The 23,250-nt window shown below is 71.4% G+C and carries 16 protein-coding genes; 12 read left to right on the top strand and 4 right to left on the bottom strand.

What is annotated here, in order from left to right; all coding sequences use genetic code 11:
- Window positions 1-8: 8 nt before the first annotated feature.
- The 10 genes from hyi to IE209_RS22545 all read left to right on the top strand — a co-directional run bounded on the left by hyi (window position 9) and on the right by IE209_RS22545 (window position 12,754).
- On the top strand, window positions 9-782 hold the full coding sequence (gene hyi / locus IE209_RS22590) for a hydroxypyruvate isomerase (protein ID WP_189689173.1): 774 nt from the start codon (window positions 9-11) through the stop codon (window positions 780-782).
- A gap of 19 nt (window positions 783-801) precedes the next feature.
- A complete protein-coding gene (locus tag IE209_RS22585) occupies window positions 802-1,713 on the top strand; it encodes a 2-hydroxy-3-oxopropionate reductase (protein ID WP_189689172.1) in 912 nt (303 codons plus the stop codon).
- A gap of 120 nt (window positions 1,714-1,833) precedes the next feature.
- Complete coding sequence (gene uraH, locus IE209_RS22580) at window positions 1,834-2,193, top strand: hydroxyisourate hydrolase (RefSeq protein WP_189689171.1); 360 nt, start codon at window positions 1,834-1,836, stop codon at window positions 2,191-2,193.
- Window positions 2,194-2,430: 237 nt separating this feature from the next.
- Window positions 2,431-3,909, top strand: coding sequence for a nucleobase:cation symporter-2 family protein (locus IE209_RS22575; RefSeq protein WP_189689170.1), 1,479 nt, complete (start codon window positions 2,431-2,433; stop codon window positions 3,907-3,909).
- Between the two features lie 152 nt (window positions 3,910-4,061).
- On the top strand, window positions 4,062-5,339 hold the full coding sequence (locus IE209_RS22570; protein ID WP_189689169.1) for a hypothetical protein: 1,278 nt from the start codon (window positions 4,062-4,064) through the stop codon (window positions 5,337-5,339).
- Window positions 5,336-6,463, top strand: a complete 1,128-nt coding sequence (locus IE209_RS22565) for a hypothetical protein (RefSeq protein WP_189689168.1) — start codon at window positions 5,336-5,338, stop codon at window positions 6,461-6,463. The genes IE209_RS22570 and IE209_RS22565 overlap by 4 nt, the downstream gene beginning before the upstream one ends.
- Entirely contained in the window at window positions 6,453-7,346 is an 894-nt protein-coding gene (locus IE209_RS22560; protein WP_189689167.1) for a metal ABC transporter solute-binding protein, Zn/Mn family, read from the top strand. Before IE209_RS22565 ends, IE209_RS22560 begins: the two co-directional genes overlap by 11 nt.
- A complete protein-coding gene (locus IE209_RS22555; RefSeq protein WP_189689166.1) occupies window positions 7,343-8,077 on the top strand; it encodes a metal ABC transporter permease in 735 nt (244 codons plus the stop codon). Before IE209_RS22560 ends, IE209_RS22555 begins: the two co-directional genes overlap by 4 nt.
- Window positions 8,078-8,087: 10 nt before the next feature.
- Window positions 8,088-8,594: a Fur family transcriptional regulator gene (locus IE209_RS22550; RefSeq protein WP_189689165.1), complete on the top strand. Its 507-nt coding sequence runs from the start codon at window positions 8,088-8,090 to the stop codon at window positions 8,592-8,594.
- A 335-nt stretch (window positions 8,595-8,929) separates the two neighbouring features.
- A complete protein-coding gene (locus IE209_RS22545) occupies window positions 8,930-12,754 on the top strand; it encodes a response regulator (RefSeq protein WP_189689164.1) in 3,825 nt (1,274 codons plus the stop codon).
- Window positions 12,755-12,982: 228 nt separating this feature from the next.
- Here IE209_RS22545 and IE209_RS22540 read toward each other — a convergent pair whose 3' ends face one another.
- Window positions 12,983-13,372 (bottom strand): MAPEG family protein, encoded by a 390-nt coding sequence (locus IE209_RS22540; RefSeq protein ID WP_189689163.1) that lies wholly within the window; start codon window positions 13,370-13,372, stop codon window positions 12,983-12,985.
- A gap of 116 nt (window positions 13,373-13,488) precedes the next feature.
- On the opposite strand from IE209_RS22540, the gene IE209_RS22535 reads away from it, so the two are divergent.
- Window positions 13,489-14,172: a response regulator transcription factor gene (locus tag IE209_RS22535; protein ID WP_189689162.1), complete on the top strand. Its 684-nt coding sequence runs from the start codon at window positions 13,489-13,491 to the stop codon at window positions 14,170-14,172.
- On the opposite strand, the gene IE209_RS22530 is transcribed toward IE209_RS22535, so the two are convergent.
- The 3 genes from IE209_RS22530 to IE209_RS22520 form a co-directional block, all read right to left on the bottom strand.
- Window positions 14,173-18,087: a response regulator gene (locus IE209_RS22530; RefSeq protein WP_189689161.1), complete on the bottom strand. Its 3,915-nt coding sequence runs from the start codon at window positions 18,085-18,087 to the stop codon at window positions 14,173-14,175.
- Window positions 18,088-18,210: 123 nt separating this feature from the next.
- Entirely contained in the window at window positions 18,211-21,129 is a 2,919-nt protein-coding gene (locus tag IE209_RS22525; protein ID WP_189689160.1) for a putative bifunctional diguanylate cyclase/phosphodiesterase, read from the bottom strand.
- Window positions 21,126-22,379: an HD-GYP domain-containing protein gene (locus tag IE209_RS22520; protein WP_189689159.1), complete on the bottom strand. Its 1,254-nt coding sequence runs from the start codon at window positions 22,377-22,379 to the stop codon at window positions 21,126-21,128. Before IE209_RS22520 ends, IE209_RS22525 begins: the two co-directional genes overlap by 4 nt.
- A gap of 301 nt (window positions 22,380-22,680) precedes the next feature.
- Here IE209_RS22520 and IE209_RS22515 point away from each other — a divergent pair, with 301 nt between their 5' ends.
- Window positions 22,681-23,247, top strand: a complete 567-nt coding sequence (locus tag IE209_RS22515; protein WP_189689158.1) for a restriction endonuclease — start codon at window positions 22,681-22,683, stop codon at window positions 23,245-23,247.
- Window positions 23,248-23,250: the final 3 nt, after the last annotated feature.

The following is a 23,250-nucleotide window of genomic DNA, read 5'->3' as shown; positions in this document are numbered from 1 at the left end:
AGGACGCCATGCCCCAATTCGCCGCCAACCTCACGATGCTGTTCAACGAGGTCCCGTTCCTGGACCGCTTCGGACTTGCCGCCCGCGCCGGCTTCCAGGCCGTCGAGTTCATGTTCCCCTACCCCTACTCGGCTGCCGACATCCTGGCCCGCCTGCAGGAGCAGCAACTGCAGCTCGTGCTGCACAACCTGCCGGCCGGCGACTGGGACGCCGGCGAGCGGGGCATCGCCTGCATCCCGGGGCGCGAGCGCGAGTTCCGCACCGGCGTGGGCCAGGCCATCGAGTACGCCCGCGTGCTCGGCGTGCCGCAGCTCAACTGCCTGGTGGGCAAGACGCCGGCCGGCGCGGACATCGCCGAGGTGCACGCCACGCTGGTGGAGAACCTGCGCTACGCCGCCACCCAACTGGCCGGCGCCGGGCTCAAGCTGCTGATCGAGCCGGTCAACAGCTACGACATCCCGGGCTTCCACCTGAACCGCAGCGGCCAGACGCTGGCGCTGATCGACGAGATCGGTGCGGCCAATGTCTTCCTGCAGTACGACATCTACCACATGCAGCGCATGGAAGGCGAACTCGCGGCCACGCTCACGAAGCAGCTGCCGCGCATCGCCCACATCCAGCTGGCCGACAACCCCGGCCGCAACGAGCCGGGCACGGGCGAGATCAACTACCCCTTCCTGTTCGCCCACCTGGACCGCATCGGCTACCGGGGCTGGATCGGCTGCGAATACAAGCCCGCGGGCCGTACCGAGGCCGGCCTTTCCTGGATTCCCAACCACTGACAACGACAAGCTCCAAGACATGACTTCTTCTCTCAAGATCGGTTTCATCGGCCTGGGCGTCATGGGCACGCCCATGGCAGGACACCTCATCCGCGCCGGCCACCAGCTGTTCCTGCACACGCTGGGCAAGGTGCCGGCCGCGCTCGCCGAGACCAGCGCCACGCAATGCACCTCGGCCCGCGGCGTGGCCGAGCGCGCCGACATCGTGATCACCATGCTGCCGGACACGCCCGACGTGGCGACCGTGCTGTTCGGCGAGGACGGCGTGGCGGCAGGCCTGGCCAACGGCGGCAAGGGCAAGCTCGTGATCGACATGTCCTCGATCTCGCCCGTGGAGACGCAGGACTTCGCGCGCCGCATCGAGGCGCTGGGCGCCGACTACCTGGACGCGCCGGTCTCCGGCGGCGACGTGGGCGCGCGCAACGCCACGCTGTCCATCATGTGCGGCGGCAAGCCCGAGGTGTTCGAGCGTGCGAAGCCCGTGCTGGCCGTGATGGGCAAGAACATCACGCGCGTGGGCGGCAGCGGCGACGGCCAGTCCGCCAAGGTGGCCAACCAGATCGTGGTGGCGCTGACCATCCAGGCCGTGGCCGAGGGCCTGCTGTTCGCGGCCCGCGCCGGCGCCGACCCGGCCCGCGTGCGCGAGGCGTTGCTGGGTGGCCTGGCCAGCTCGCGCATCCTCGAGGTGCTGGGCGAGCGCATGGTCGCGCGCACCGTGGAGCCGGGTTTCCGCATCGCGCTGCACCAGAAGGACCTGAACCTGGCCCTGGGCGCGGCGCGCCAGCTGGGCCTGGCGCTGCCGGGCACGGCCGGCGCGCAGCAGCTGTTCTCGGCCTGCGTGGCCCAGGGCGGCGCGGCCTGGGACCACTCGGGCATGGTGCGCGCGCTCGAGGCCTTGTCGCAGTTCAAGATCGGCGACAAGCCGGCCTGAGTCCGTCCGCCCCTGCGGGTACGGCGCTTGCATCGCTTCCGCGGCTGCGGAGGCGTGCAGGCGCCTGATCGCGTATACGATCCAGCCCCTGCCCACCACACTTCGAAAGGAACAAGCACCATGGGACACCTGAGCACCCACGTCCTCGACACCGCCAACGGCTGCCCGGCCGCGGGCATGCGCGTCACCCTGCAGCGCGTGCAGGCCGACGGCAGCGCGCAGACCGTCAAGGCCATCACGCTCAACGCCGACGGCCGCAACGACGGCGGCCCGCTGCTGGACGCCTCCACCATGGAAACCGGCCGCTGGCGCCTGGTCTTCGAGGTGGCGGCCTACTTCCGCGCGCGCGGCGTGCAGCTGCCCGAGCCGCCCTTCATCGACAGCGTGCCGCTGGACTTCGGCATCGCCGACAAGGCCGGCCACTACCACGTGCCGCTGCTCGTGAGCCCCTACAGCTATAGCACCTACCGCGGGTCCTGAGCTTCATCCGTATGCGATCAAAGGGTTTATCCGGAGACAAAAACGTTCTAAGGTGTATACGATAAGCCGTATACCCAGGTCGCCGCGGGTCCCCTTGTCCAAGGGGTTTTGCGACCAAAGCTCCTCACAGAACCCGCTGTGGTGGGGGGAAGAACCGGCCGGCACTGGCCGCGGCTTCCCCCACTGAAAGCCGTCCAGCGCGCGTGCACTTGTCCGAAGTCTGTGGAGAACGCCCCGATGACCACGCCCGCTATCCACCCCGTGGATGAACGCCTGCCCACCGGCCGCCTGGCCGCGCTGGGCCTGCAGCATGTCCTTGTGATCTATGCCGGCGCCGTTGCGGTGCCGCTGATCGTCGGCCGCGCGCTGCAGCTCACGCCGCACCAGGTGGCCATGCTGATCAGCGCCGACCTGTTCTGCTGCGGCATCGTCACGCTGATCCAGTCCTTCGGCATGACGCGCTGGTTCGGCATCCGCCTGCCCGTCATGATGGGCGTGACCTTCGCGGCGGTCGGCCCGATGGTGGCCTTCGCCAACGCCATGCCGGGCGTGGAGGGTGCGCGCGCGATCTTCGGCGCCATCATCGGCGCGGGCGTCATCTCCATGCTGATCGCGCCGGCCATCAGCAAGATGCTGCGCTTCTTCCCGCCCGTGGTGACGGGCACCATCATCGCCGTCATCGGCATCAGCCTGATGCGCGTGGGCGTGGGCTGGGCCATGGGCGGCCCGGCCTCGATGGCGCAGACCGTCAACGCCGATGCGCTGGTGCGCCTGGTGGACGCCACGCGCGCCGCGGCCGAGGCCAAGGGCGTGCCGGTCGGCCAGCTGCTGGGCCCGATCCCGATGCAGGACAACCCGAAGTACGGCGCGCTCGACACCATGGGCATCGCCGCCGCGGTGCTGGTCTTCATCCTGCTGCTGGTGCGCTTCGGCCGCGGCTTCGTCGCCAACATCTCGGTGCTGCTGGGCATCGTGGCCGGCTGCGCCGTGGCCGTGGCCATGGGCAAGATGGACTTCCACAAGGTGGCCGAGGCGGCATGGTTCGACATCGTCACGCCGCTGGCCTTCGGCATGCCGACCTTCGACCCGGTGATGATCCTGACCATGACGCTGGTCATGGTGGTCGTGATGATCGAGTCCACCGGCATGTTCCTCGCGCTGTCGGACATCACGGGCAAGAAGATCTCCCAGGCCGAGCTGGCCGCCGGCCTGCGCACCGATGGCCTGGGCACCGTGATCGGTGGCGTGTTCAACACCTTCCCCTACACCAGCTTCAGCCAGAACGTGGGCCTGGTCGGCGTGACCGGCGTGCGCAGCCGCTGGGTCTGCGTGGCCGGCGGCGTGATCATGGTGGTGCTGGGCCTGTTGCCCAAGATGGGGGCGCTGGTGGAGAGCGTGCCCACCTTCGTGCTGGGCGGCGCCGGGCTCGTGATGTTCGGCATGGTGGCGGCCACCGGCATCCGCATCCTGTCGGCGGTGGACTTCCGCGGCAACCGCAACAATCTGTACATCGTCGCGCTGGCCATCGGCTTCGGCCTGATCCCGCTGGTGGCGCCGCGCTGGATGCAGCAGATGGCGCACGGCCTGCACCCGCTGCTGGAGTCCGGCATCCTGCTGACGGCGATTTCCGCCGTGCTGCTCAACATCTACTTCAACGGCACGGGCGACAACACGGCCGATGCGATCGAGGCCGCCAAGGCGGCCGAGGCGCACTGACGCCCCCTCCTTCGCCGATCCACCCGCCGGGGCCGGATGCGCATCGCGCATCCGGCCCCTGTGCTTTTGCGGCTGGCCTCTTCGAATGTGACTGTGTAACACGTTATGTTATAACTCTGCATCCCACGAACCAGGCATTTCAGAGGAGAACCATGCCGAGCCACGCCGCTTTCCGTTCCACCCGTTTCGCACTGGGCCTCGTCGCCGCCCTGGCCCTGGCCGCCTGTGGCGGCGGCGGTGGCGACGACGAGGACCATGCCCACGAGGACCACGACATCGACACGGCCGGCCGCCTGGCCATCGCCGAGAACGGTTCGCCGACCTTGCGCCTGCACGACCTGGACAGCGCCAACGTGGTGGCCAGCTTCACCCTCGCCAACAGCCCCAGCGCGGTCTACGCCAGCCCCGGAGGCCGCTACGCGCTGGCGCTGCAGCGCACGCAGGACACCACGCAGATCGTCGACGGCGGCATCTGGCAGGAAGACCACGGCGACCACGACCACGACTACAAGCAGGACCCGCGGCTGCTGGCGCTGCGGGTGGACGGCCCCCAGCCCACCCACTACGACGACCGCGCCGGCCAGGCCGCGCTGTTCATGGACGGCCGCGCCGCCACCGCGCAGAACGCCTCGGCGCTGCTGCTGACGGACGCCAGCATCGGTGCCGGCCAGGTGGCGGCCACCTTGCCACTGACCGCGCCCATGCATGGCTTCGCCGAGCCCAACGGCGAGCACCTGGTCACCAGCGCGCTGGTGGCCGGCGCCACCGCGCCCACCCAGGTGGAGATCTACCGCCGCCAGGGCAGCGCCTACAGTGTGGTGCAGCGGCTGGACGCGCTGTGCCCCGGCATGCACGGCAGCTACACCCAGGCCCAGACCACCATCGCCGGCTGCAGCGACGGCGCGCTGCTGGTGCGCCCTGCGGCGGGCGGCAACTTCGCCGCCACGCGCGTCACGACGCCCTCGGGCATCTCCACCATCGCCGGCCACCCTGCCCTGGCCCGCTTCGTCGGCATCGGCAACAGCGGCACGCCGTCCACCACCCGCTTCTACGACATCGACCCGGCCACCGACGCCGCCACGGCGATCGCCATCGCCGGCTGGGGCGAAGGCCGGCTGCGCCGTGCCCATGGCTTCGACCGCACGGGGCGCACGCTGTTCGTGCTCGACGACCAGGGCACGCTGTACGCGCTGCAACGCGAGGCCGGCGCGTGGACCACGCGCGTGACCGTGCCGGGCGCTGTCCCGTCCATGCCCGCGGCTGCACCGTTTCCGGCCTTCGCGGCCAACGGCGCGCGCGACGAGGTCTACCTGAGCGACCCGAACGGGCGGCAGCTGCTGGTGCTCGACACCGGCCAGTTGCAGATCAAGCAGCGCGTGGCGCTGGGCTTCACGCCCTCTTACCTGGCCTGGCTGGGGATCGCACGATGAAGCGGTTGGCCTTGACGGCGGCCCTGGCCGCGGCCAGCAGTGCCCAGGCGCAAGCGCCGGCACCGGCCGAGCGCTGGCAGTTCGGCGCCGTGCTCGACGTGGCCGCTTCCTCGCGCGTGCCGGCGCTCGGCCAGCGCGTGCAGGGCCTGGGCCTGGGCCACAGCGACATCAGCCTGTTCGGCCCCGTGGGCAGCGCGCTGCAGGCCCAGGTGACGACCGCCGTGCACAGCCACGACGACGAGCTGGAGGCCGAACTCGAAGAGGCCTTCGTGCAGACGCGCAGCCTGCCCGCCGGCCTGCAGGCGCGCGCCGGCCGCTTCTCCTCGCAGCTGGGCTACCTCAACGAGCAGCACCCGCATGCCGACGATTTCGTCGAGCGCCCGCTGCTCTACCGCGCCTTCCTGGGCGGCCATTGGTACGACGACGGCCTGCGCCTGAACTGGACCGCGCCGACCGACCTGTACCTGCGCCTGGGCGCCGAGGTGTTCCGCGGGCGCCAGCTGGTGCAGGAGGCCAGCCGCACGCAGAGTCCGGGCGCCTTCGTGCTCACGGCGCGCACCGGCGGCGACATCGGCCGCTCGCACAGCTGGCAGGCCGGCCTGTCGTGGCTCAACAACCGGCGCGAGGCCGCGCTGGAGGACGACCACGACCACGGCGGCGACGACCATGGCCACGACCACGCGCACGCCCACGGCGCGGCCTACAGCGGCAAGCACCTGTACTTGTTCGACCTGGCCTACAAGTGGGCGCCGGAGGGCAACAACGCCCGTCAGCAACTGCGCCTGGCCTACGAGTACGCCGAGGTGCACGACCTCAACCGCTACGCCACCAGCGGCGACAAGCACAGGGCGCACTACCTGAGCGCCGTGTACCGCTTCGCGCCGGGCTGGGAAGTGGGCGTGCGCACCGACCTGCTGCGCGTGCGCCAGCCGCATGGCGACCACTTCCACGGCGCCAGGCTGGCCGAAGACGCCGTGATGCTGGCCTACAAGCCCACGCACATGCAGAGCCTGCGCCTGCAGTTCACGCGCCAGCGCGATGCGGTGGGCTTCGACACCGGCAAGCATGCGCTGCAACTCCAATACGTCCTGTCCTTCGGTGCCCATGCTGCGCATGCGTTCTAGTCTCACGGCCCTGCTGCTCTGGGCCTCGGCCGGCGCCAGCCAGGCGCTGACCGTGTTCGCCTGCGAGCCCGAATGGGCGGCGCTGGTGCGCCAGCTCGCGCCGCAGGCGCAGGTCACGAGCGCCACGCATGCGCGCCAGGACCCGCACCACATCGAGGCCCGCCCCAGCCTGATCGCGGCGCTGCGCCGCGCCGACCTCGCGGTCTGCACGGGTGCCGCGCTGGAGGCCGGCTGGCTGCCCATGCTGCAGCAACGCGCCGGCAACGCGCGCGTGCAGGACGGTGCGGCCGGCATGTTCTACGCGGCCGACCATGTCACGCTGATCGACCCGCGCCCGCCCGGCACACCGTTCGACGGCGACGTGCACAGCGAAGGCAACCCGCACGTGCACCTGGACCCGGACCGGCTGCTGGCCATCGCCCAGGCGCTGTCGCAACGCCTGCAGCAGCTCGAGCCTGCACGCGCCGCCGCGCACCGCGAACGCTGGCAGGCCTTCGAAGCCGACTGGCGCACCCGCATGGCGGCCTGGCGCGAACGGGCGGCGCCGCTGCGCGGCACCCAGGTGGCGGCCCAGCACAGCACCTACGCCTACCTGTGGCACTGGCTGGGCATGGCCCAGGTGGCCGACCTGGAGCCCAAGCCCGGCATGCCGCCCACGCCGGGCCATCTGCAGCGCGTGCTCGAGGCCATGCGCGCCGCGCCACCGCGCGCCGTGGTCGTGTCGCTCTACCAGGATGGGCGACCGGCGCAGTGGCTGGCGCAGCAGCTGGGTGGCGGCACGCGCTTGCTGCAGCTGCCGTCCACGGTGACCGAGGACGGGCAGGCGCCCGAGCTGGCGGCGCTGTTCGACGGGCTCATCGCGCAGCTGTTGGAGCCGCGTTGAGCCTGGACGCACTGGCCTGGCTGGCCGCGCCGGTGGCGGCGCTGGCCGTCGCCTGCCTGGCCCTGGTGCCGCTGGGCGCCCAGGTGCTGGCGCGCGGCGTGGTCTTCATCGACCTCGCCGTGGCCCAGGTGGCGGCGTGCGGCGCGCTGGCCTGCGCGCTGCTGCTGGACCATCCACCGGCCTGGGCCACGGCCCTGGCCGCCGCCGTGGCGGCGCTGGCCGGCGCCGCGGCGGTGCGGGCCATCGCACGGCGCGCGCCGCGCCAGCGCGAGGCGCTGATCGGCCTGGTCTACGTGGCCGGCGCCAGCGTCGCCGTGCTGGCCGCCGCCCAGGCACCGCACGGCCGCGAGCTGCTGACGGCCCTGCTGGCCGCCGACGTGCTGTGGGCGCCCTGGTCGGCCACCGCGCTGCTGGGCGGCGCGTCGCTGCTGGTGGCCCTCGCCGCCGGCCGGCTCGGGCGCGACGTCTGGTTCTACCCGGTGTTCGCGCTCGCACTGAGCGCCGCGGTGCCGGCGCTGGGCCTGTACCTGGTGTTCGCGCTGCTGATCGCGCCGGCCCTGTGGCTGGCGCGCGGCCTGCGCCTGGGTTGGGCGCAGGCCCTGGCAGCGCTCGCCTGTGCCCTGGGCCTGGTCCTGTCCTGGGCGCGCGACTGGCCCAGCGGCGCCTGCGTGGCCCTGGCGCTGTGCGGGTTGGGCCTGGCCGCGCTGCTGCGCCGGGAGGGCCCCACCTAAAATCCGGGCCATGCCCCGCAAGACCGCTCCCCGTGCCCCCGTGCAGACCGCCAAGCAGCCCACGCCGCGGCAGCACCGGCAGGCACTGGCCGAGGCCCAGGCGCGCTGCGCGGCCCAGGGCGCGCAGCTGACCGAGCAGCGCGCGCTGGTGCTGGAGCTGCTGCTGGCGCGCGACGGCGCGGGCAAGGCCTACGACCTGCTGGCCGACATGCGCGCGCTGAACCCGGGCGTGGCGCCGATGACGGTCTACCGCGCGCTCGATTTCTTGGTAGAGCAGGGCCTGGTCCACAAGGTCGCGGCCACCAGCAGCTTCGTGGTCTGCAAGCACGGCCCGCACCCGCACAACGACCCGGTGTTCCTGGTCTGCGGACGCTGCGGCGATGCCACCGAGTGGGACAACCCGGCCCTGGGCAACCAGGTCGAGCAGGCCCTGGCCGGCCTGGGCCTGCATGCCCACGGCATGGAGATCAATGTGGATTGCGCGCGCTGCCAGGCGCAGGATGCGCAGCGGCGATAGCCCGCCCGAAATGTGACGCGACTGTGTCGCGCCGCGCCGCACGCCGCCACCGTTGCGCCACGGTCGCCAGGCATCGGCCGGGACAATGGCGCCCGTCACCCGAGCGCGACGAGGTCACCCATGCGCAGCACCATCACCAAGACCACCGCGGCCGCTGCCGGTCGACGGTTGCCGCGAGGCCGATGCCGCCGGTCCACGGCACCTGGCCCGGCGTGCCGCCGGCCGCGCTGGCCGCATGAGCGCATGGCCGTGCTCGTCGCCCTGTCCTACGCGCCCAGCCCGGCGAGGCGCTTAGGCTCGGCGGTTTTGCAGCCGCCCTCCCACGGAGGTTTGCCATGCCGCCCACGGACCCGCGCAGCCCGCGCCTGAAGTTCGCCCAGCTGGCCTGCACGCTGTCTGCGCTCCTGGCCATGGCGGTGCTGGCGGGCTGGGCCTTCGACCTGCCCGCGCTGCGGAGCGTGCTCCCGGGCGCTGCCCAGATGAAGGCCAATACCGCCGTGGGCTTGCTGGCCTGTTCGGCTGCGCTGTGGCTGCGCACCCGACCGGGCCCGACGGCCGACCGCTGGGCGCTCGGGCTGGCCGGCGCCGTGGCCCTGCTGGGCCTGGTGACACTGGCCGAGTACCTGTTCGACTGGAACCCCGGGCTGGACGAGGCGCTGTTCGACGACCACGACACGGCCTTCAACCGGGCGCGCGGCCACAGCCCCCCCTACGGCGCAATCGCGCTGGTGGCCTTGGCCGGTGCCATCGCCGCCATGCCGCGCCCGCGGATGCTGCCACTGGTCCGCACCACCGCAGCCCTGGTGGCAGGCATCGGCCTCGTTTCCTTCGTCGGCTACCTCTGGAACATCGGGGCCATCGTGTCCGACCGCATCGCGCCGCCGGTGGCCTTGCAGACGGCCTGGGCCTTCCTGCTGCTGGGCACGGCAGCGCACCTGCTGGCCGCCACGCTGCACGCCCAGCCCGGTTCACGGGTGCGCAGCCGCATCGAGACGCTGGTGCTGTCGGGATTCATCCCGACCGCGCTGTTCGTGCTCATGGGCGGTGGCCTCACCTACACGACGGCGGCACGCTTCGCCGACACGGCGCGCCTGATCGCGCACACGCAGGAAGTACGCGCGGAGCTGGCCGGCGTCTACGGCGCGATCGCCGACGCCGAACTCGCGCGCCGCAACCAGATGCTGACCGGCGAGCTGCAGTTCTCGGCCGACTACGAGAGCTGGGCGGTTGCGACGCGCCGCAACCTGGCCGCCCTGCGCGGCCTCGTCAGCGACAACCCCGAGCAGCTGGCGCGCCAGGCGCGCCTGACGGAGCTGACCGAGGCGCATCTGCGCATGCTCGAGGCTGTCGGCTCCGCGCTGATTCGCCAAGGCCCGGAGCCGGCGCGCGATCTGCTGCGCAACGAGAGCACGCGCCAGAACCTGCAGCAGTTGCGCGAACTCGTGCGCGAAATGGACGCCGCCGAAGCGGCGCTGCTGGAAACCCGCCTGCGCCGCGCCGAGTCGCAGCGCGATTCCACGCTGGTGGCCCTGCTGGCCACGCTGGTGCTGCTGACGATCTTGTTCGTGCTGCTGTTCCGCGCCATCCGCCAGGAGGTGCAGGCCCGGGCCGTGGCCGAGGACCACCTGCAACAGCTCAATGCCGAGTTGGAGCAACGCGTGCAGGAGCGCACCAGCGAACTGCAGTTCCAGCAGGCCTTCCTGCGCCGCGTGATCGATCTGAACCGCAACCTGATCTTCGCCAAGGACGCCGAAGGCCGCTTCGTGCTCGCCAACCAGGCACTGGCCGAGGCCTACGGCACGGACGTGGAATCGCTGGTCGGCCGCAGCGAACTGGACTTCAACCCCGACCATGCCCAGGTGCGGCGCTTCTTCGCCGCCGACCGGCAGGTCATCGAGAGCGGCCGCGACCTGCTGATCGAGGAAGAGCAACTGGTCGCCGCCGATGGCAGCACGCGCTGGCTCAGCACCATCAAGCGCCCCATCCTGTCGCTGGACGGCCGCCAGCGCATCCTGCTGGGCGTGGCAACCGACATCACCAAGCGCAAGGAGGCCGAGGACGGCCTACGCCAGATGGCCGCCACGCTGGAGCAGCGCGTGCAAGAGCGCACGCTGGCCCTGCAGCAGGCCAATGCGGCGCTGGTGGCCGCGCGCCAGGAGGCCGACGCCGCCAGTCGCACCAAGTCGGCCTTCCTGGCCAACATGAGCCACGAGATCCGCACGCCGATGAACGCCATCATCGGCCTGACCCACCTGCTGGCGCGCGACGCGCGCGACCGCACCCAGCGCGAGCGGCTGGACAAGGTGGGCGCCGCCGCCCAGCACCTGCTGCAGGTCATCAACGACATCCTGGACATCTCCAAGATCGAAGCCGGCAAGCTCACGCTGGAGAACATCGAGTTCTCGCTGGACGGCGTGCTGGCCCGCGCCGTCGAGCTGGTGGCCGGTCAGGCCCGCAGCAAGGGCCTGGAGCTGATCCTGGACCAGGACCACCTGCCGCGCCGGCTGCGCGGCGATCCCACGCGGCTGTCGCAGATCCTCATCAATCTGCTGACCAATGCCGTCAAGTTCACCGAGACGGGCTGGGTGCGCGTGCGCGGCGCGGTGGTCAAGGAAGACGCGCAGCGGCAACTGGTGCGCTTCGAGGTGCAGGACACCGGACCGGGCGTCTCGCGCGACCGCCAGGCGGCGCTGTTCAATGCCTTCGAGCAGGCCGACAACTCCTCCTCCCGTCGCCACGGCGGCACCGGCCTGGGCCTGGCCCTGTCGCGCCAGCTGGCCCGCGCCATGGGCGGCGAGGCCGGCGTGGACAGCGCGCCCGGCTCGGGCAGCAGCTTCTGGTTCACGGCCTGGCTGGGCCGCGCGGCGCAGGCACCCCGGCCCGCCATCCAGCCCGCGCTGCAGGGCCTGCGCGCGCTCGTCATCGACGACCTGCCGGAAGCCCTGGCCGTGATCGGCGAGCAGTTGCAGCTGCTGGGCGTGCAGGTCGATGCGGTGCGCAATTGCGAGGAGGCCATGCGCCGCATCGAGACGCGCATGGCGGCGCGCCAGGCCTACGACGTGCTGCTGATCGACTGGCGCATGGAACCGGCCGATGGCATCGAGACCCTGCGGCGCCTGCGCGCGCTGCTGGGCGACGGCATCCCGCCCAGCATCCTGGTAACGGCCTTCGACGAACCGACGCTGGTGGCGCGCGCCCGCGCCGCCCACTTCGATGCCGTGATGCTCAAGCCGCTGACCTCGGCGGCCCTGCAGGAGCGCCTTGTCGAGCTGTTGCGCAGCGCCGAAACCGGGGCCGAAGCCGCCGGCCTGCATGCCTCCGATGCTGCCAGCCTGCTGCAGCAGCGCCATGCCGGCCAGCGCATCCTGCTGGCCGAGGACAACCCGGTGAACCGCGAGGTGGCGCAGGACCTGCTGCAACTCGTCGGCCTGGTCGTGGAGACGGCCTGGGACGGCGGCCGCGCCGTGGAAATGGCGCTGTCGCGCTCCTACGATCTGATCCTCATGGACGTGCAGATGCCCGTGATGGACGGCACCGAAGCCACCCGCGCGATCCGCCAGCGCGATGGCGAGGGCACGCCCATCATCGCCATGACCGCCAACGCCTTTGCCGAGGACCGCCAGGCCTGCCTGGACGCGGGCATGAACGACCACGTGGGCAAACCCGTCGATCCCGAGGCCCTGTACGCCAAGCTGCTGCGCTGGCTGCCGCTGCGCGAACCCGCCTCCTCCGGCCTGCAGCCGCTGCTGCAGGCCGGCGGGCCGCAACAGGGCGAGCCGCTGCAGGCGCGGCTGGCGCGCGTGCCCGGTTTCGATGTGGAGCAGGCACTGCGCCATGTGGCCGGGCAGACGCCCATCCTGGAGCGCGCGCTCGGCCGCTTCGTCGAAACCTATGCCCAGGGGCTGCCGGAGCTGCTGGACACCAGCGGCACGCCGGCCGAAGTGGGGGCGCGCTGGCGCAAGGTCTGCCACTCGGTGCGCGGCGCGCTGACCACGGTGGGCGCTCCTGCGCTGCTCAGGGCCCTGCGCGGTTTCGAGCAGCAGCTGGCCGAAGGTGCGGCGCCCGCCACGCTGGCCGCCCCGGGCCTGCAGCTGCATCGCGACCTGGTGCAGCTGGTGCGCCGCCTGGCGCGCGAACTGGGCCGCGACGCCCAGGGCTGACGGCCGCCGACGGGCCGCACGCTGCCGGACTCGGCAGCGTTGGATCGGGGCGACTCCCAACACAAAAGTTCGAGAAACTGTTTCAAAATCCGATCATTTCAAGCAAGGAAATCCATGCAGTTGGCGGTGCGGTTGGGGGCGCTCGGATGCGGCACGGTGCCGGCCACTGCGGTTTGCCCCGCCGGGTGCACCGACAACGGTGCCGTGGATGCGCGCCCTCGGAGCTGCTCAGCGCACGAAGAACAGCGCCACGCTGACCGCCAGCCCCAGCGTCCAGGCCAGGCTGCGCAGCGTGCCGCGGCCCTGGATGTACAGCGCGACGTAGGCCACGCGCAGCACCAGGTAGGCCAGCGCCAGCGCGTCGATGCGCGCCTGCGCGGCGCCGAACTGGTGGGCCGCCAGCACGCCGGCCATGAACAGCGGCAACCCCTCGAAGCCATTGTGCTGGGCCGCCAGTGCGCGGGCGCGCCAGCCGCTCTGGCGTGCCGCCCACGCGCGCGGTGCCTGGTTGTCGTGCAGCCCGAAGGCGCCGGCCTTGGCGATCCAGGCCGTCAGGTACGGCAGCACGGCGGCCGCGAGCAGGTACCAATAAGCCAGCGTCAGACCATGGGTTGGCATCGGAAGCGGTCTCCAAGAGGTGGCAGATGGGCCGTGATTGTCATTACCGGCCCGGTCCGCGCGACCGCGCGCGCGCGCCAGGCCGCCGACCTTCCGATGCTTTGAGAGGACCAAGAGTGCACATCGCCATCCTGGAGGACGACCCCGTGCAGCGCGAGCTGCTCACGCTGCTGGTGCAGCAGGGCCGCCACACCTGCAAGGGCTTCGAGACGGCTGCCGCCTTCCAGGCCGGCGTGCAGGCCGAGACCTTCGACCTGGCCCTGATCGACTGGATGCTGCCTGACGGCAACGGCGGCGAGGTGCTGCAGTGGGTGCGCAAGACCGTGGGCTGGCAGCTGCCCTGCATCGTCATCACGGCGCGCGAGGAAGAACCCGTGACCGTGGCGGCGCTGGAGGCCGGCGCCGACGACTACATCGTCAAACCTGCCAAGCCGCTGGAGCTGCTGGCGCGCATCGCGGCAGCCTCGCGCCGGGCGCGCCCCGGCCAGTTGCCGGTGCTGCGCGCGGGCGAGTACGAGATCGACATCACGCGCCAGCGCCTGGCCATGGCGGGCCAGTCCATGGAGCTCACGCAGAAGGAGTTCGACCTGGCGGTGTGCCTGTTCCAGAACATGGGCAAGCTGCTCTCGCGCGATTTCCTGCTCGACAAGGTCTGGGGCGTGTCGACCGAGGTCGACGCACGCACCGTGGACACCCACGTGAGCCGGTTGCGCCGCAAGCTCAAGCTGGACGGCACGCACGGCTGGAAGATGGTGTCGGTCTACGGCTTCGGCTACCGCTTCGAGCGCGTGGACGGCTGATCAGCCCAGCCGCTGCGCGACCGCGGCGACCAGCGCGTCCAGCGCGCTGCGCAGTTCTTCCAGCGGGGCGCGCAGTTCGTCGGCCGGCGCGCCCTTGGCCAGCGCCGCCTCCAGCGCCGCGCTCATCTCGCGCAGGCGGCCTGCGCCGATCATGCCGACCACGCCGCGCAAGCCGTGCAGCGCCCGCGCCAGCGCGGTGCGCTCGCCTTCCTCGAGCAGCCGCACCAGCGTGGCGCCGGTGGCAGCGTAGTGGGCCACGAACTGCTGCAGCACGCGCAGCAGGATGTCGTTCTGGCCGGCCGCATACTCCAGCGCCTGCGGCAGGTCGATCAGGTCCGCCATGCGCGCGACGACGTCGGCAGAACCTGCCGGCGCGGCCGCCCGCGGCGCGGGCTGCGGGCCGGCCAGCGGCAGCGGCGCCGGCGGCCGGCCTTCGCCGAGCCGCGCCGGCAGCCAGCGCAGCAACGCGGCATGCAGTTCGCGTGGATCGACCGGCTTGGCCAGGTGCTCGTTCATGCCAGCCTCCAGGCAGGCCTGGCGGTCCTCGGGAAAAGCGTTCGCGGTCATCGCGATGATGGGCAACTGCGCCAGCGCGGGCTCCTGGCGGATGCGGCGCGTGACCTCCAGTCCGTCCAGGTGCGGCATCTGCACGTCCATGAGCACCAGGTCGTAGGGGCGGCTGCGCACCATCTCCAGGGCCTGGGCGCCGTCGCCTGCCACATCCACCTGCACGCCGGCGGCATGCAGCAGCTGCGTGGCCACTTCCTGGTTGACGAGGTTGTCTTCGGCCAGCAGCACGCGCGCGCCGGCCGTGCTGGCCAGCAAGGTCTGCGGCCGGGCCTGGGTGTCGACGGCGCCGGCGTCGGCCACCAGCCGCAGCAAGGTGTCGCGCAGCAGGCCCGCCGTGATGGGCTTGGCGAGTACGGCGCCGAAGCCCGCGTCGCGCGCCAGCTGGTGCAGCGAAGCGCGGTCGTGCGTGGCCAGCAGCACCATGGCACGCGGCGGCGCCAGCGCCGCCAGGCCGATGCCGGTCTGCACGCCGTCCATGCCCGGCATGGCACCGTCGAGCAGCAGCAACTCGTAGGGCCGGCCGTCCTGCAGCGCCTGCTGCGCCCGGACCAGCGCCTGGGCGCCGTCCGGCGCCGTGTCGGCCACAAGGCCCAGGCCGCGCAGCAGCTCGGCCAGCGTGTCGCGGGCCTCGGGCAGGTCGTCCACCACCAGCGCGCGCAGGCCGCGCAGCGCGGCGGGCTGTGCCGGCGGTTCGGCCTGGGCGACGCCCAGGCGCGCCGTGAACCAGAAGCGGCTGCCCCGGCCGGGCTGGCTCTCGACCCCGGCTTCGCCGCCCATCTGCTCGGCGATGCTGCGCGTGAGCGCCAGGCCCAGGCCGGTGCCGCCGTGGCGCCGGGTGCTCGTGCCGTCGGCCTGGGCAAAGGGCGTGAACAGCCGGCCGAGGTCCTCGGCGGCGATGCCGATGCCGGTGTCCTGCACGGCGAAGCGCAGCAGCAGCGTGTCGCCCTCTTGCGCCAGCAGTTCCACGCGCAGCATCACGAGGCCGCGCTCGGTGAACTTCACGGCGTTGAACAGCAGCTTCAGCAGCGCCTGCAGCAGCCGCGCGGCGTCGCCGCGCAGCAGGTCGGGCAAGGGCTCGGCATGCAGCACCAGTTCGATGTCCTTCTCGCGCGCGGCGTCCACCACCGCGGCGCAGCTGCGCGCGAGCAGGCCGTCGAGCGAGAACTCGGCCTGCTCCAGCCGCAGCTGGCCGGACTCGATGCGCGACAGGTCCAGGATGTCGTTGAGCTGCTGCAGCAGCTGGCTGGCCGCACCGACGATGCGGCCGAGCTGCTGCTGCTGGGCCGTGTCGTCGATCTCGCGGCGCAGCAGGTGCGCGAAGCCCAGGATGGCGTTGAGCGGCGTGCGGATCTCATGGCTCATGTTGGCCAGGAAGATGGTCTTGGCCTGGTTGGCCGCGTCGGCGCGGTCGCGCGCCTGCTCCAGCTCTTCGTGGCGCTCGCGCAGCAGTTGCTCGGCCTGCTTGTGGCGCGTGATGTTGGTGGCCAGCACCACGAAGCCCTTGACCTCGCCCTCGCGCCGGTCGGGGATGTACTGCACGCGCGTGTCGGCGCGTTCGCCGCGCACGCTGTACTCGACCTGCTCGAACTCCTGCGGTTCGCCGGCCAGCGCGGCCGCCACACGCAAGGCTACGCGTTCGGCGAAGGCGGCGCCGCGCACCTCGACCAGCGTGCGGCCGATCACGTCCTCGGAGGTCTCGCCGAACCATTCGCGCTGCGTGCGGTTGACGAAGCGGCAGCGCAGCCCGCTGTCCCAGTAGACCAGGCGGCCCGGCACGCTGTCGGCCACCAGGTGGGCGAAGCGCTCGGCTTCCTGCAGCTGCGCGTTCAGGGCCTGCATGCGCTGCTGGTCCTCGGTGCGGTCCTGCAGCATGCCGGTCAGCTCGCGCGTGCGCGACTGGACCTCGCGTTCGAGCTGATCCAGCGCCTGACGCTGGCCTTGCTGCTGCACCGTCACGTCGGTGAACGAGCAGACCACGGCGCTGAGCGTGCCGCCGGGCCCGCCGTGCACGGGCTCGGCGTTGACGCACAGCCACTGGCGCCGACCGTGGCGGTCGGTGCGCGCCACCATCACGTCGCGACGGGCCTGGCCGTCGGCCAGCACGCGGCCGACCGGTGTCTGGCCGGCCACCAGCGGCTGGCCCTGCAGGTCGTGCAGCACCAGGCCCCAGTCCTTGGGATGGGTGCCCAGCATGTCCTCGGCGCGCAGATCCAGCAGGCGCTGGGCCGCCGGATTGGCGGCGGTGGCCAGGCCCTGCGCGTCGTAGGCGATCACGCCCTCGTTCAGGGACGCGAGCAGCGAGCGGTGGAACTCCTCGCTGCGCGCCAGCGCCTGGCTGGCCTGGCGCACCTCGTGCACGTCGCTGCTGGTGCCGAACCAGCGCCGGGGACGGCCGGCCTTGCCGCCCACGGCGCCGAAGCGCACATTGCACCAGCGGTAGCTGCCATCGGCATGGCGCAGCCGGAAGTCGGACAGGCGGTCGGCGCCGCTGGACTGCAGCATGCGCCACTCGCCGAGCACGGTCGGGCGGTCGTCCGGATGGATCAGGTCCAGCCAGCCGGCGCCCAGCAGCTCGCGCACGGGTTTGCCGCTGAATTGCGCCCAGCGTTCGTTGAGGTACTCCGAGTGCGCCTCGGCATCGCAAATCCAGACCATCTGCGGCAGCAGGTCCAGCATCTGGCGGTGCTGCGCGGCGTCGGCATGCAGGGCGGTCTCGAGCTTGCGCCAGCGCCGCTCCCAGCGCCAGGCCGCGCCGAGGCCCAGCAGCAACACGGCGCCGAGGGCCGACCAGGCCAGCCAGTACCGGCGCTGCTGCAACGCGCGCGACTGCGCCAGCCGGGCTTCGCTCTGGGCCTCCACGCGCTCGGCCTCCTGCAACAGGGCCGCCAGGGCCGAACGGCTGGGGCCGGCCTCCGCGCCGCTCCAGGGCGAGCGCGCCAGGTCCGCGCCGGCCCATTGCGCATGCAGCGCCAGGGCCTGCTCGGACAGCGTGTTGGGCAGGCCCAGCGGCGCGCCCGCCACGCGCTGGCCCAGCACATTCACGCGCTCCAGCGCATGCAGCCAGGCCGCACGCTCGGCCGCGTCGCGCGGCGCGTTGCCTTCGGCGGCGCCGGCCTGCAGCCGCGGCGTCAGCTCGGCCCGCACCACGGCCAGCTGGCGCAGGGGGCGCATCTGCTGCTCGAAGCCGTCGGCCTGGAAGCGGTCCATCGCGGCCAGCCCCAGCGAGGCCAGCGCCGCCACCAGCCACAGCGCCACGGCCGCGCGCAACAGCCGGCGCGGCGCCGCGGGCGGTGGCATGCGCGCCAACTCGGGAAACGGGCCTACGGTGCGGACGGGATGGGGCATGCGCGCGGTGCCTTGAACGACGGGTGGGTCCATTGGGCCCCAGGGCGGCCCTGCAAATGTGGCACAAGTGTGTTGGCACCGGCCCGCGGGCGGCCCGACGCTCTCTCCGTGCCGCCCAGGCTGCTAGCGGCGGGCCTTGTCCAGGGCGGCCTGGGCCACCTGCACCGACGGCAGCTGCTCACCGAGCAGTTCCGCGGGGACCGGCCTGCCGAACAGGAAACCCTGGAAGGCCGTGCAGCCGTGGCGCACCAGGAACTGCTTCTGCTCCAACGACTCCACCCCCTCTGCGACGACGGTGAGCGACAGGTGCTCGGCCAGCGAGATCACCGTGCGGACGATCGCGGCGTCGTTGGGGTCGTCCATGATGTCGGCGACGAAGGAGCGGTCAATCTTGAGCTGGTCCAGCGGCAGCTTCTTGAGGTAGCTCAGCGACGAGTAGCCGGTGCCGAAGTCGTCCAGCGAGAACAGCACGCCCAGCGCCTTCAGGGTCTGCATGGTGACCACCGTCTGCTCCAGATTGACCTGCATCATGCTTTCGGTGATCTCCAGCCGCAGCTTGTGCGGCGCGGCCCCGCTGGCCTCGAGGATGCGCAGCACGCGGCCGATGAACTGCTCGTCGTGGAACTGCTTGGCGCTCACGTTCACCGCCACCGTCCAATGCTGGCGCACGGGGTCGTCCTCCCAGACCTTCAGCTGCCTGCAGGCCTCCTGCAGCACCCATTCGCCGATGGAGATGATGAGGCCGCTCTGCTCGGCCAGCGGAATGAACTGGGCTGGCGAGACCAGACCCAGCCTGTCCTGCTGCCAGCGCAGCAGCGCCTCGACGCCGACGATGCGCAGGCTGGCGTCGACCACGGGCTGGTAGTACAGCCGCAGTTCCTGGCGTGCCAGGGCATTGCGCAACTCGCGCAGCAACTCGGCCCGCGCGTTGATTTCGGACTGCAGGTCGGGGTCGAAGAAGGCGACCCGGTTGCGGCCTTCCTCCTTGGCCTTGTAGAGCGCCATGTCGGCCTGCTTGACCAGCTCGTCGGGAACGTCGCCCTGCCCATGGAACAGGACCACGCCGATGCTCGTGCTGGTGTTGATGGTGTTGCCCGCGCAGCAGAAGGGACGGCCGAGTTCCTCGCAGATCTTCATGCCGATGTCCAGCGCCTTGGCGGTGGCGTCCTGCAGGCCGGGGCCCAGCCGCTCCAGGATCACGACGAACTCGTCGCCGCCCAGCCTGGAGACCGTGTCGCTCTTGCGCACCCCGTCGCCCAGGCGCGTGGCCACCTGTTGCAGGAGCTGGTCGCCCGCCGCATGGCCCAGGCTGTCGTTGACGTCCTTGAAGTTGTCCATGTCCAGGATCAGCAAGGCGCCGCACTGCCCTTCCCGCTCGGCGGCCAGCACGGCGTGCTGCAGCCGGTCGCCCATCAACCGGCGGTTGGGAAGGCCCGTCAACGCGTCGTGCAGCGCCATGCGCTGGGCCTGCGCCTCGGCTTCCTTGCGCTTGGTGATGTCGGCCCGGATCGCGATGTACTGCACCGGAACGCCTTGCGCGCCGAGCAGCGGGACGATGGTCGTGTGGACCCAGTACAGCGCGCCGTCCTTGGTGCGGTTGCAGACCTCGCCGTTCCAGACCTCGCCGCGCGAGATGGTCTTCCACATCTCGCCGAAGAAGCCCTTGGGATGGTGGCCGGAGTTGATGATCCGGTGCGTCTTGCCCACCAGCTCTTCCCTCGGGTACCTGGAGATGGAGCAGAACTTGTCGTTGACCCGCGTGATGACACCGCGCCCATCGGTCACCGCGACGATGGCGTGCGCGTCCAGGGCCGCACGCAGGTCCTGGATCTCCTGCGCCGTCTCGGCAGCACGTTGCCGCGCATGCTCACGGTCCGACACGTCGCTGACGATGGCGAGCACGCCGCCGATGCCGCCGTCGTCCAGCCGCGCCGGTGCCAGCACGGCATGCCGGTGCTGCGGCCGCTCGCCCAGGGCGCCGACGGTCGAGAAGTCGAACTCGATCCGGTCGCCCGACAGGGCGCGCTCCAGCGGCAGCGCCAGCACCTCGGCCTGCTCCGCCGAGAGCAGGGTGTCCAGCGACTGGCCTGGCATCTCGCTGGTGTCCGCGCCCATGATCTTGCGGAACCGCCCATTGGCGTAGCGGAACTGCAGATAGCGGTCCAGGCGGCACAGGCCGACGGGCAGGTTCTCCAGGATGTTCTTGAGCTCCGCCTCACGGTCCCGCAGCGCCGTCTCGGAATGGACCAGCCGCCGCAGCGGTCCATCGAAGCCGTTGAGGAAGACGGCGCGGTGCAGACACAGGTAGGAGCCCAGGCGCAGCAGGTCGGCGACCAGGTCCGCCCGGCCCGGAGCCTGGCCGTAGAGGCCAGCGACGAACAGGGCGGCACCGAGCAGAAAGCAGCTCAAGACCAGCCACAGGTCGCAAGGGTCCGCGGTCCTGGCGAAGCGGCGGTAGCAGCCGGCCGCCGCGGCCCAGCTGGCGACGCAGGCGATGGCGGCGACCGCGTCAGCGCTGTCTGCGGCCCAGCGCGACACGACGGCGCTGGCCGACAGCCCGAGCACGCAGGCCACGAGCACGGCGGTCTGCAGCCACAGCGCGCGGGGACCAGGGAGCCGCACGCGCAGCAGAACCAGGCCCATGACCGCCACCTGCACCACGCGGCCGACGACCCAGAACCAGGTGGCAGCGGCCTCGTCGGCCTGCAGCACCGGTGTGGCGAGCGACTCGTGCACCAGCGCATGCAGAAGGTCGGCGCCGGCCACGATGCCGAATCCGGCGATGAACAGATTGGCCCGCGTGGACGCGCTGTAACTAAGCCCGCCCCAGGCCGTCGAGATCACCTGCACCGCCATGCCGACGGCCGCCAGTTCCAACAGCAGGTGGGCCAGGCCCACCCAGCCCGGCGCCATGCCGAAACCCGGGCCCTGCAGGATCAGGAAGCCTGCGGTCACCGCGGTCATGGCGATGAGGGCCGCCCGCTTCCTGGCGTTCACGAGGTCGACGGGGGCCTGCAGCCGGTCGCGTTCTTCGGCCTTCATGGCCTGCCTCCCTGGCCTTCTCCCGCGCGGGGGCGCTGCAGGCCGCAGAGTTCGTCGAGGTCCTTGAAGCGCCAGTCGGACGGAGATTCGTAGCGTTCGATGGCGTCGCCCAGGGCGGCATCGGCCAGATCGACTTCGCGCGGATACACCCGCACATTGGTGTCCAGGTTGAAGAAGGCCTTGACGCGCGGTGCCAGCAGGTTGGCCGGGTTCTGCTCCATGACCACGGCGAGCCTTCCCGAGCGCAGCCGGACCAGCGAGCCGATCGGGTAGATGCCCACCGTGCGCACGAAGGCCTGGAACACCTTGGGGTCGAAGTGGCCCTTCCACTGCACCATCTGGCGCAGCGATTCCGCCGGGCTCCAGCCGCGCTTGTAGGGCCGGTCGGAGGTGATGGCGTCGTACACATCGCAGATGGCGCCCATCTTGGCGACCGTGCTGATCTGGTCGCCGGCCAGGCCATGGGGGTAGCCCGTGCCATCGACCTTCTCATGGTGGTGCAGACAGACATCGAGCACCACCGGCCCGGCGCCACCGCCTTCGGTGAGCAATTCGTGGCCGCGCGCCGGATGGCTGCGCATGACGCGGAACTCGGCATCCGAGAGCTTGCCGGGACGGTTCAGGATGTCCAGGGGCATGGCGGCCTTGCCCACATCGTGCAGCATGCCGGCCAGGCCGACCTTGCGCAGCAGCCGGTCGTTGAGGCCGAGCTGACGCCCCAGGCCGATCATGAGCGCGCACACCGCCACCGAATGCATGTAGGTGTATTCGTCATGGCGCTTGAGGCGCGCCACGCTGATGAGGGCGTGCGGCTTGGCCAGCACCGATTCGCAGATCTCGTCGACCATGCTTTCGCAGCCGGGCAGATCGAGCGCCTTGCCCAGCCGCGCATCGGAGAACATGGTCGTGATCCGGGGCAGCGAGCGGTGGATGAGCGCCAGCGCCTGCCCCACGTCGTCCTCGGACTCCTGCGGCATGGGCAGCAAGGGGGCCGGCATGGTCGCGAAGCGCTCCAGCTCCTGTTCCACCATGACCTTGACCTCCGCTTCGGGGATGCCGGTCTCGACGTCCAGGCCCTTGTCGGTGTCGATCCACAGTTCCTGGACGCCGCTGGCGCGCACCTTGGACAACTGCGCTTCGGTGCCGACCAGGAACTTCGCACGCCAGAACGGGTGGTCCATCCAGGAGCCGCAGAACTCCTGCACGTACATGCCCAGCCGCAGCTGCGCGGCAGGAATCTTCTTCAGCATGGCGCCGCCTCCGGCGGGTGGCCGGCGCCCGACGCCGTGGCCGCGGCCGGCACCGTGGCGAGGGCGCACGGCCTGTCGACATCCTCCAAGTTGTTCCTGCGCATCCTCGGCTCCATCTCGTGCGGTCTTGTTAATGCAGCGCATCGGCCAGCGGCCCAAGCGGCTCGATTCTCTGGAGAGGAGGCGCGCGCATTGTGGCGACACTGTGGCGGCTGGGCGCCTGCCTGCCGGCCGCCCACGACACGTGCTACAAACCCTGGCTTTTCCAACCACCCCACCGATACGCCCGAGGCGCTCCCGCATGAAACTGAAGATGGCCGAAAACTCGCTGTTCGCGATCCTGCTGCGCTCGCGCTGGTGGATCAGCCTGGCGATCGCCTGCGGCTTCGTGCTGGTCAGCGCCGCGCTGCTGCCGCGCGAGTACGCGCTGGCCGGCGCGCTGGGCGGCGTGCCCTTTGCCATCATCGGCGCCATCGCGCTCAAGCGGCAGTGGGGTGCGCCCAGTGCGAGCATGGTCGAGGCCCAGCTGGCGCGCGCCGCGGGCATGTCGTGGAACGAATTCGCCGCCGCACTGGAATCGGCCTACCGCCAGGCCGGCTACGAGGTGAAGAAGACCACGGGCGGCGCCGACTTCGTGCTCGAAAAAGGCGGCCGCACCACGCTGGTCAGCGCCAAGCGCTGGAAGGCGGCGCGCCAGGGCGTGGAGCCGCTGCGCGAGCTCGACGCCGCGCGCCGCGCCAAGGACGCCGATGCGGCCGTGTTCCTGGCCTTGGGCGAACTCAGCGAGAACGCCGGCGCATTCGCCAAGCAGGCGCCGATCCGCGTGCTGCAGGGCGCGGATCTGGCGGTGTTGCTGCGGGCGTCCTAGCCC

Source organism: Pseudorhodoferax aquiterrae, from assembly GCF_014652235.1.
In the GTDB taxonomy this organism is placed as follows: domain Bacteria; phylum Pseudomonadota; class Gammaproteobacteria; order Burkholderiales; family Burkholderiaceae_C; genus Pseudorhodoferax; species Pseudorhodoferax aquiterrae.
The sequence above is the reverse complement of the archived record's forward strand: the minus strand, read 5'-3'. Positions and strand labels throughout refer to the sequence as shown.

Excerpts from the sequence above, each read along its gene's own strand:
- IE209_RS22550 (WP_189689165.1), top strand. The coding sequence starts at position 8,088 with ATGCCCCGCAAGACCGCTCCCCGTGCCCCCGTGCAGACCGCCAAGCAG.
- IE209_RS22560 (WP_189689167.1), top strand. The coding sequence starts at position 6,453 with ATGCGTTCTAGTCTCACGGCCCTGCTGCTCTGGGCCTCGGCCGGCGCC.
- IE209_RS22540 (WP_189689163.1), bottom strand. The coding sequence starts at position 13,372 with ATGCCAACCCATGGTCTGACGCTGGCTTATTGGTACCTGCTCGCGGCC.
- IE209_RS22530 (WP_189689161.1), bottom strand. The coding sequence starts at position 18,087 with ATGCCCCATCCCGTCCGCACCGTAGGCCCGTTTCCCGAGTTGGCGCGC.
- uraH (WP_189689171.1), top strand. The coding sequence starts at position 1,834 with ATGGGACACCTGAGCACCCACGTCCTCGACACCGCCAACGGCTGCCCG.
- IE209_RS22565 (WP_189689168.1), top strand. The coding sequence starts at position 5,336 with ATGAAGCGGTTGGCCTTGACGGCGGCCCTGGCCGCGGCCAGCAGTGCC.
- IE209_RS22525 (WP_189689160.1), bottom strand. The coding sequence starts at position 21,129 with ATGAAGGCCGAAGAACGCGACCGGCTGCAGGCCCCCGTCGACCTCGTG.
- IE209_RS22570 (WP_189689169.1), top strand. The coding sequence starts at position 4,062 with ATGCCGAGCCACGCCGCTTTCCGTTCCACCCGTTTCGCACTGGGCCTC.
- IE209_RS22545 (WP_189689164.1), top strand. The coding sequence starts at position 8,930 with ATGCCGCCCACGGACCCGCGCAGCCCGCGCCTGAAGTTCGCCCAGCTG.
- hyi (WP_189689173.1), top strand. The coding sequence starts at position 9 with ATGCCCCAATTCGCCGCCAACCTCACGATGCTGTTCAACGAGGTCCCG.
- IE209_RS22585 (WP_189689172.1), top strand. The coding sequence starts at position 802 with ATGACTTCTTCTCTCAAGATCGGTTTCATCGGCCTGGGCGTCATGGGC.
- IE209_RS22515 (WP_189689158.1), top strand. The coding sequence starts at position 22,681 with ATGAAACTGAAGATGGCCGAAAACTCGCTGTTCGCGATCCTGCTGCGC.
- IE209_RS22575 (WP_189689170.1), top strand. The coding sequence starts at position 2,431 with ATGACCACGCCCGCTATCCACCCCGTGGATGAACGCCTGCCCACCGGC.
- IE209_RS22520 (WP_189689159.1), bottom strand. The coding sequence starts at position 22,379 with ATGCTGAAGAAGATTCCTGCCGCGCAGCTGCGGCTGGGCATGTACGTG.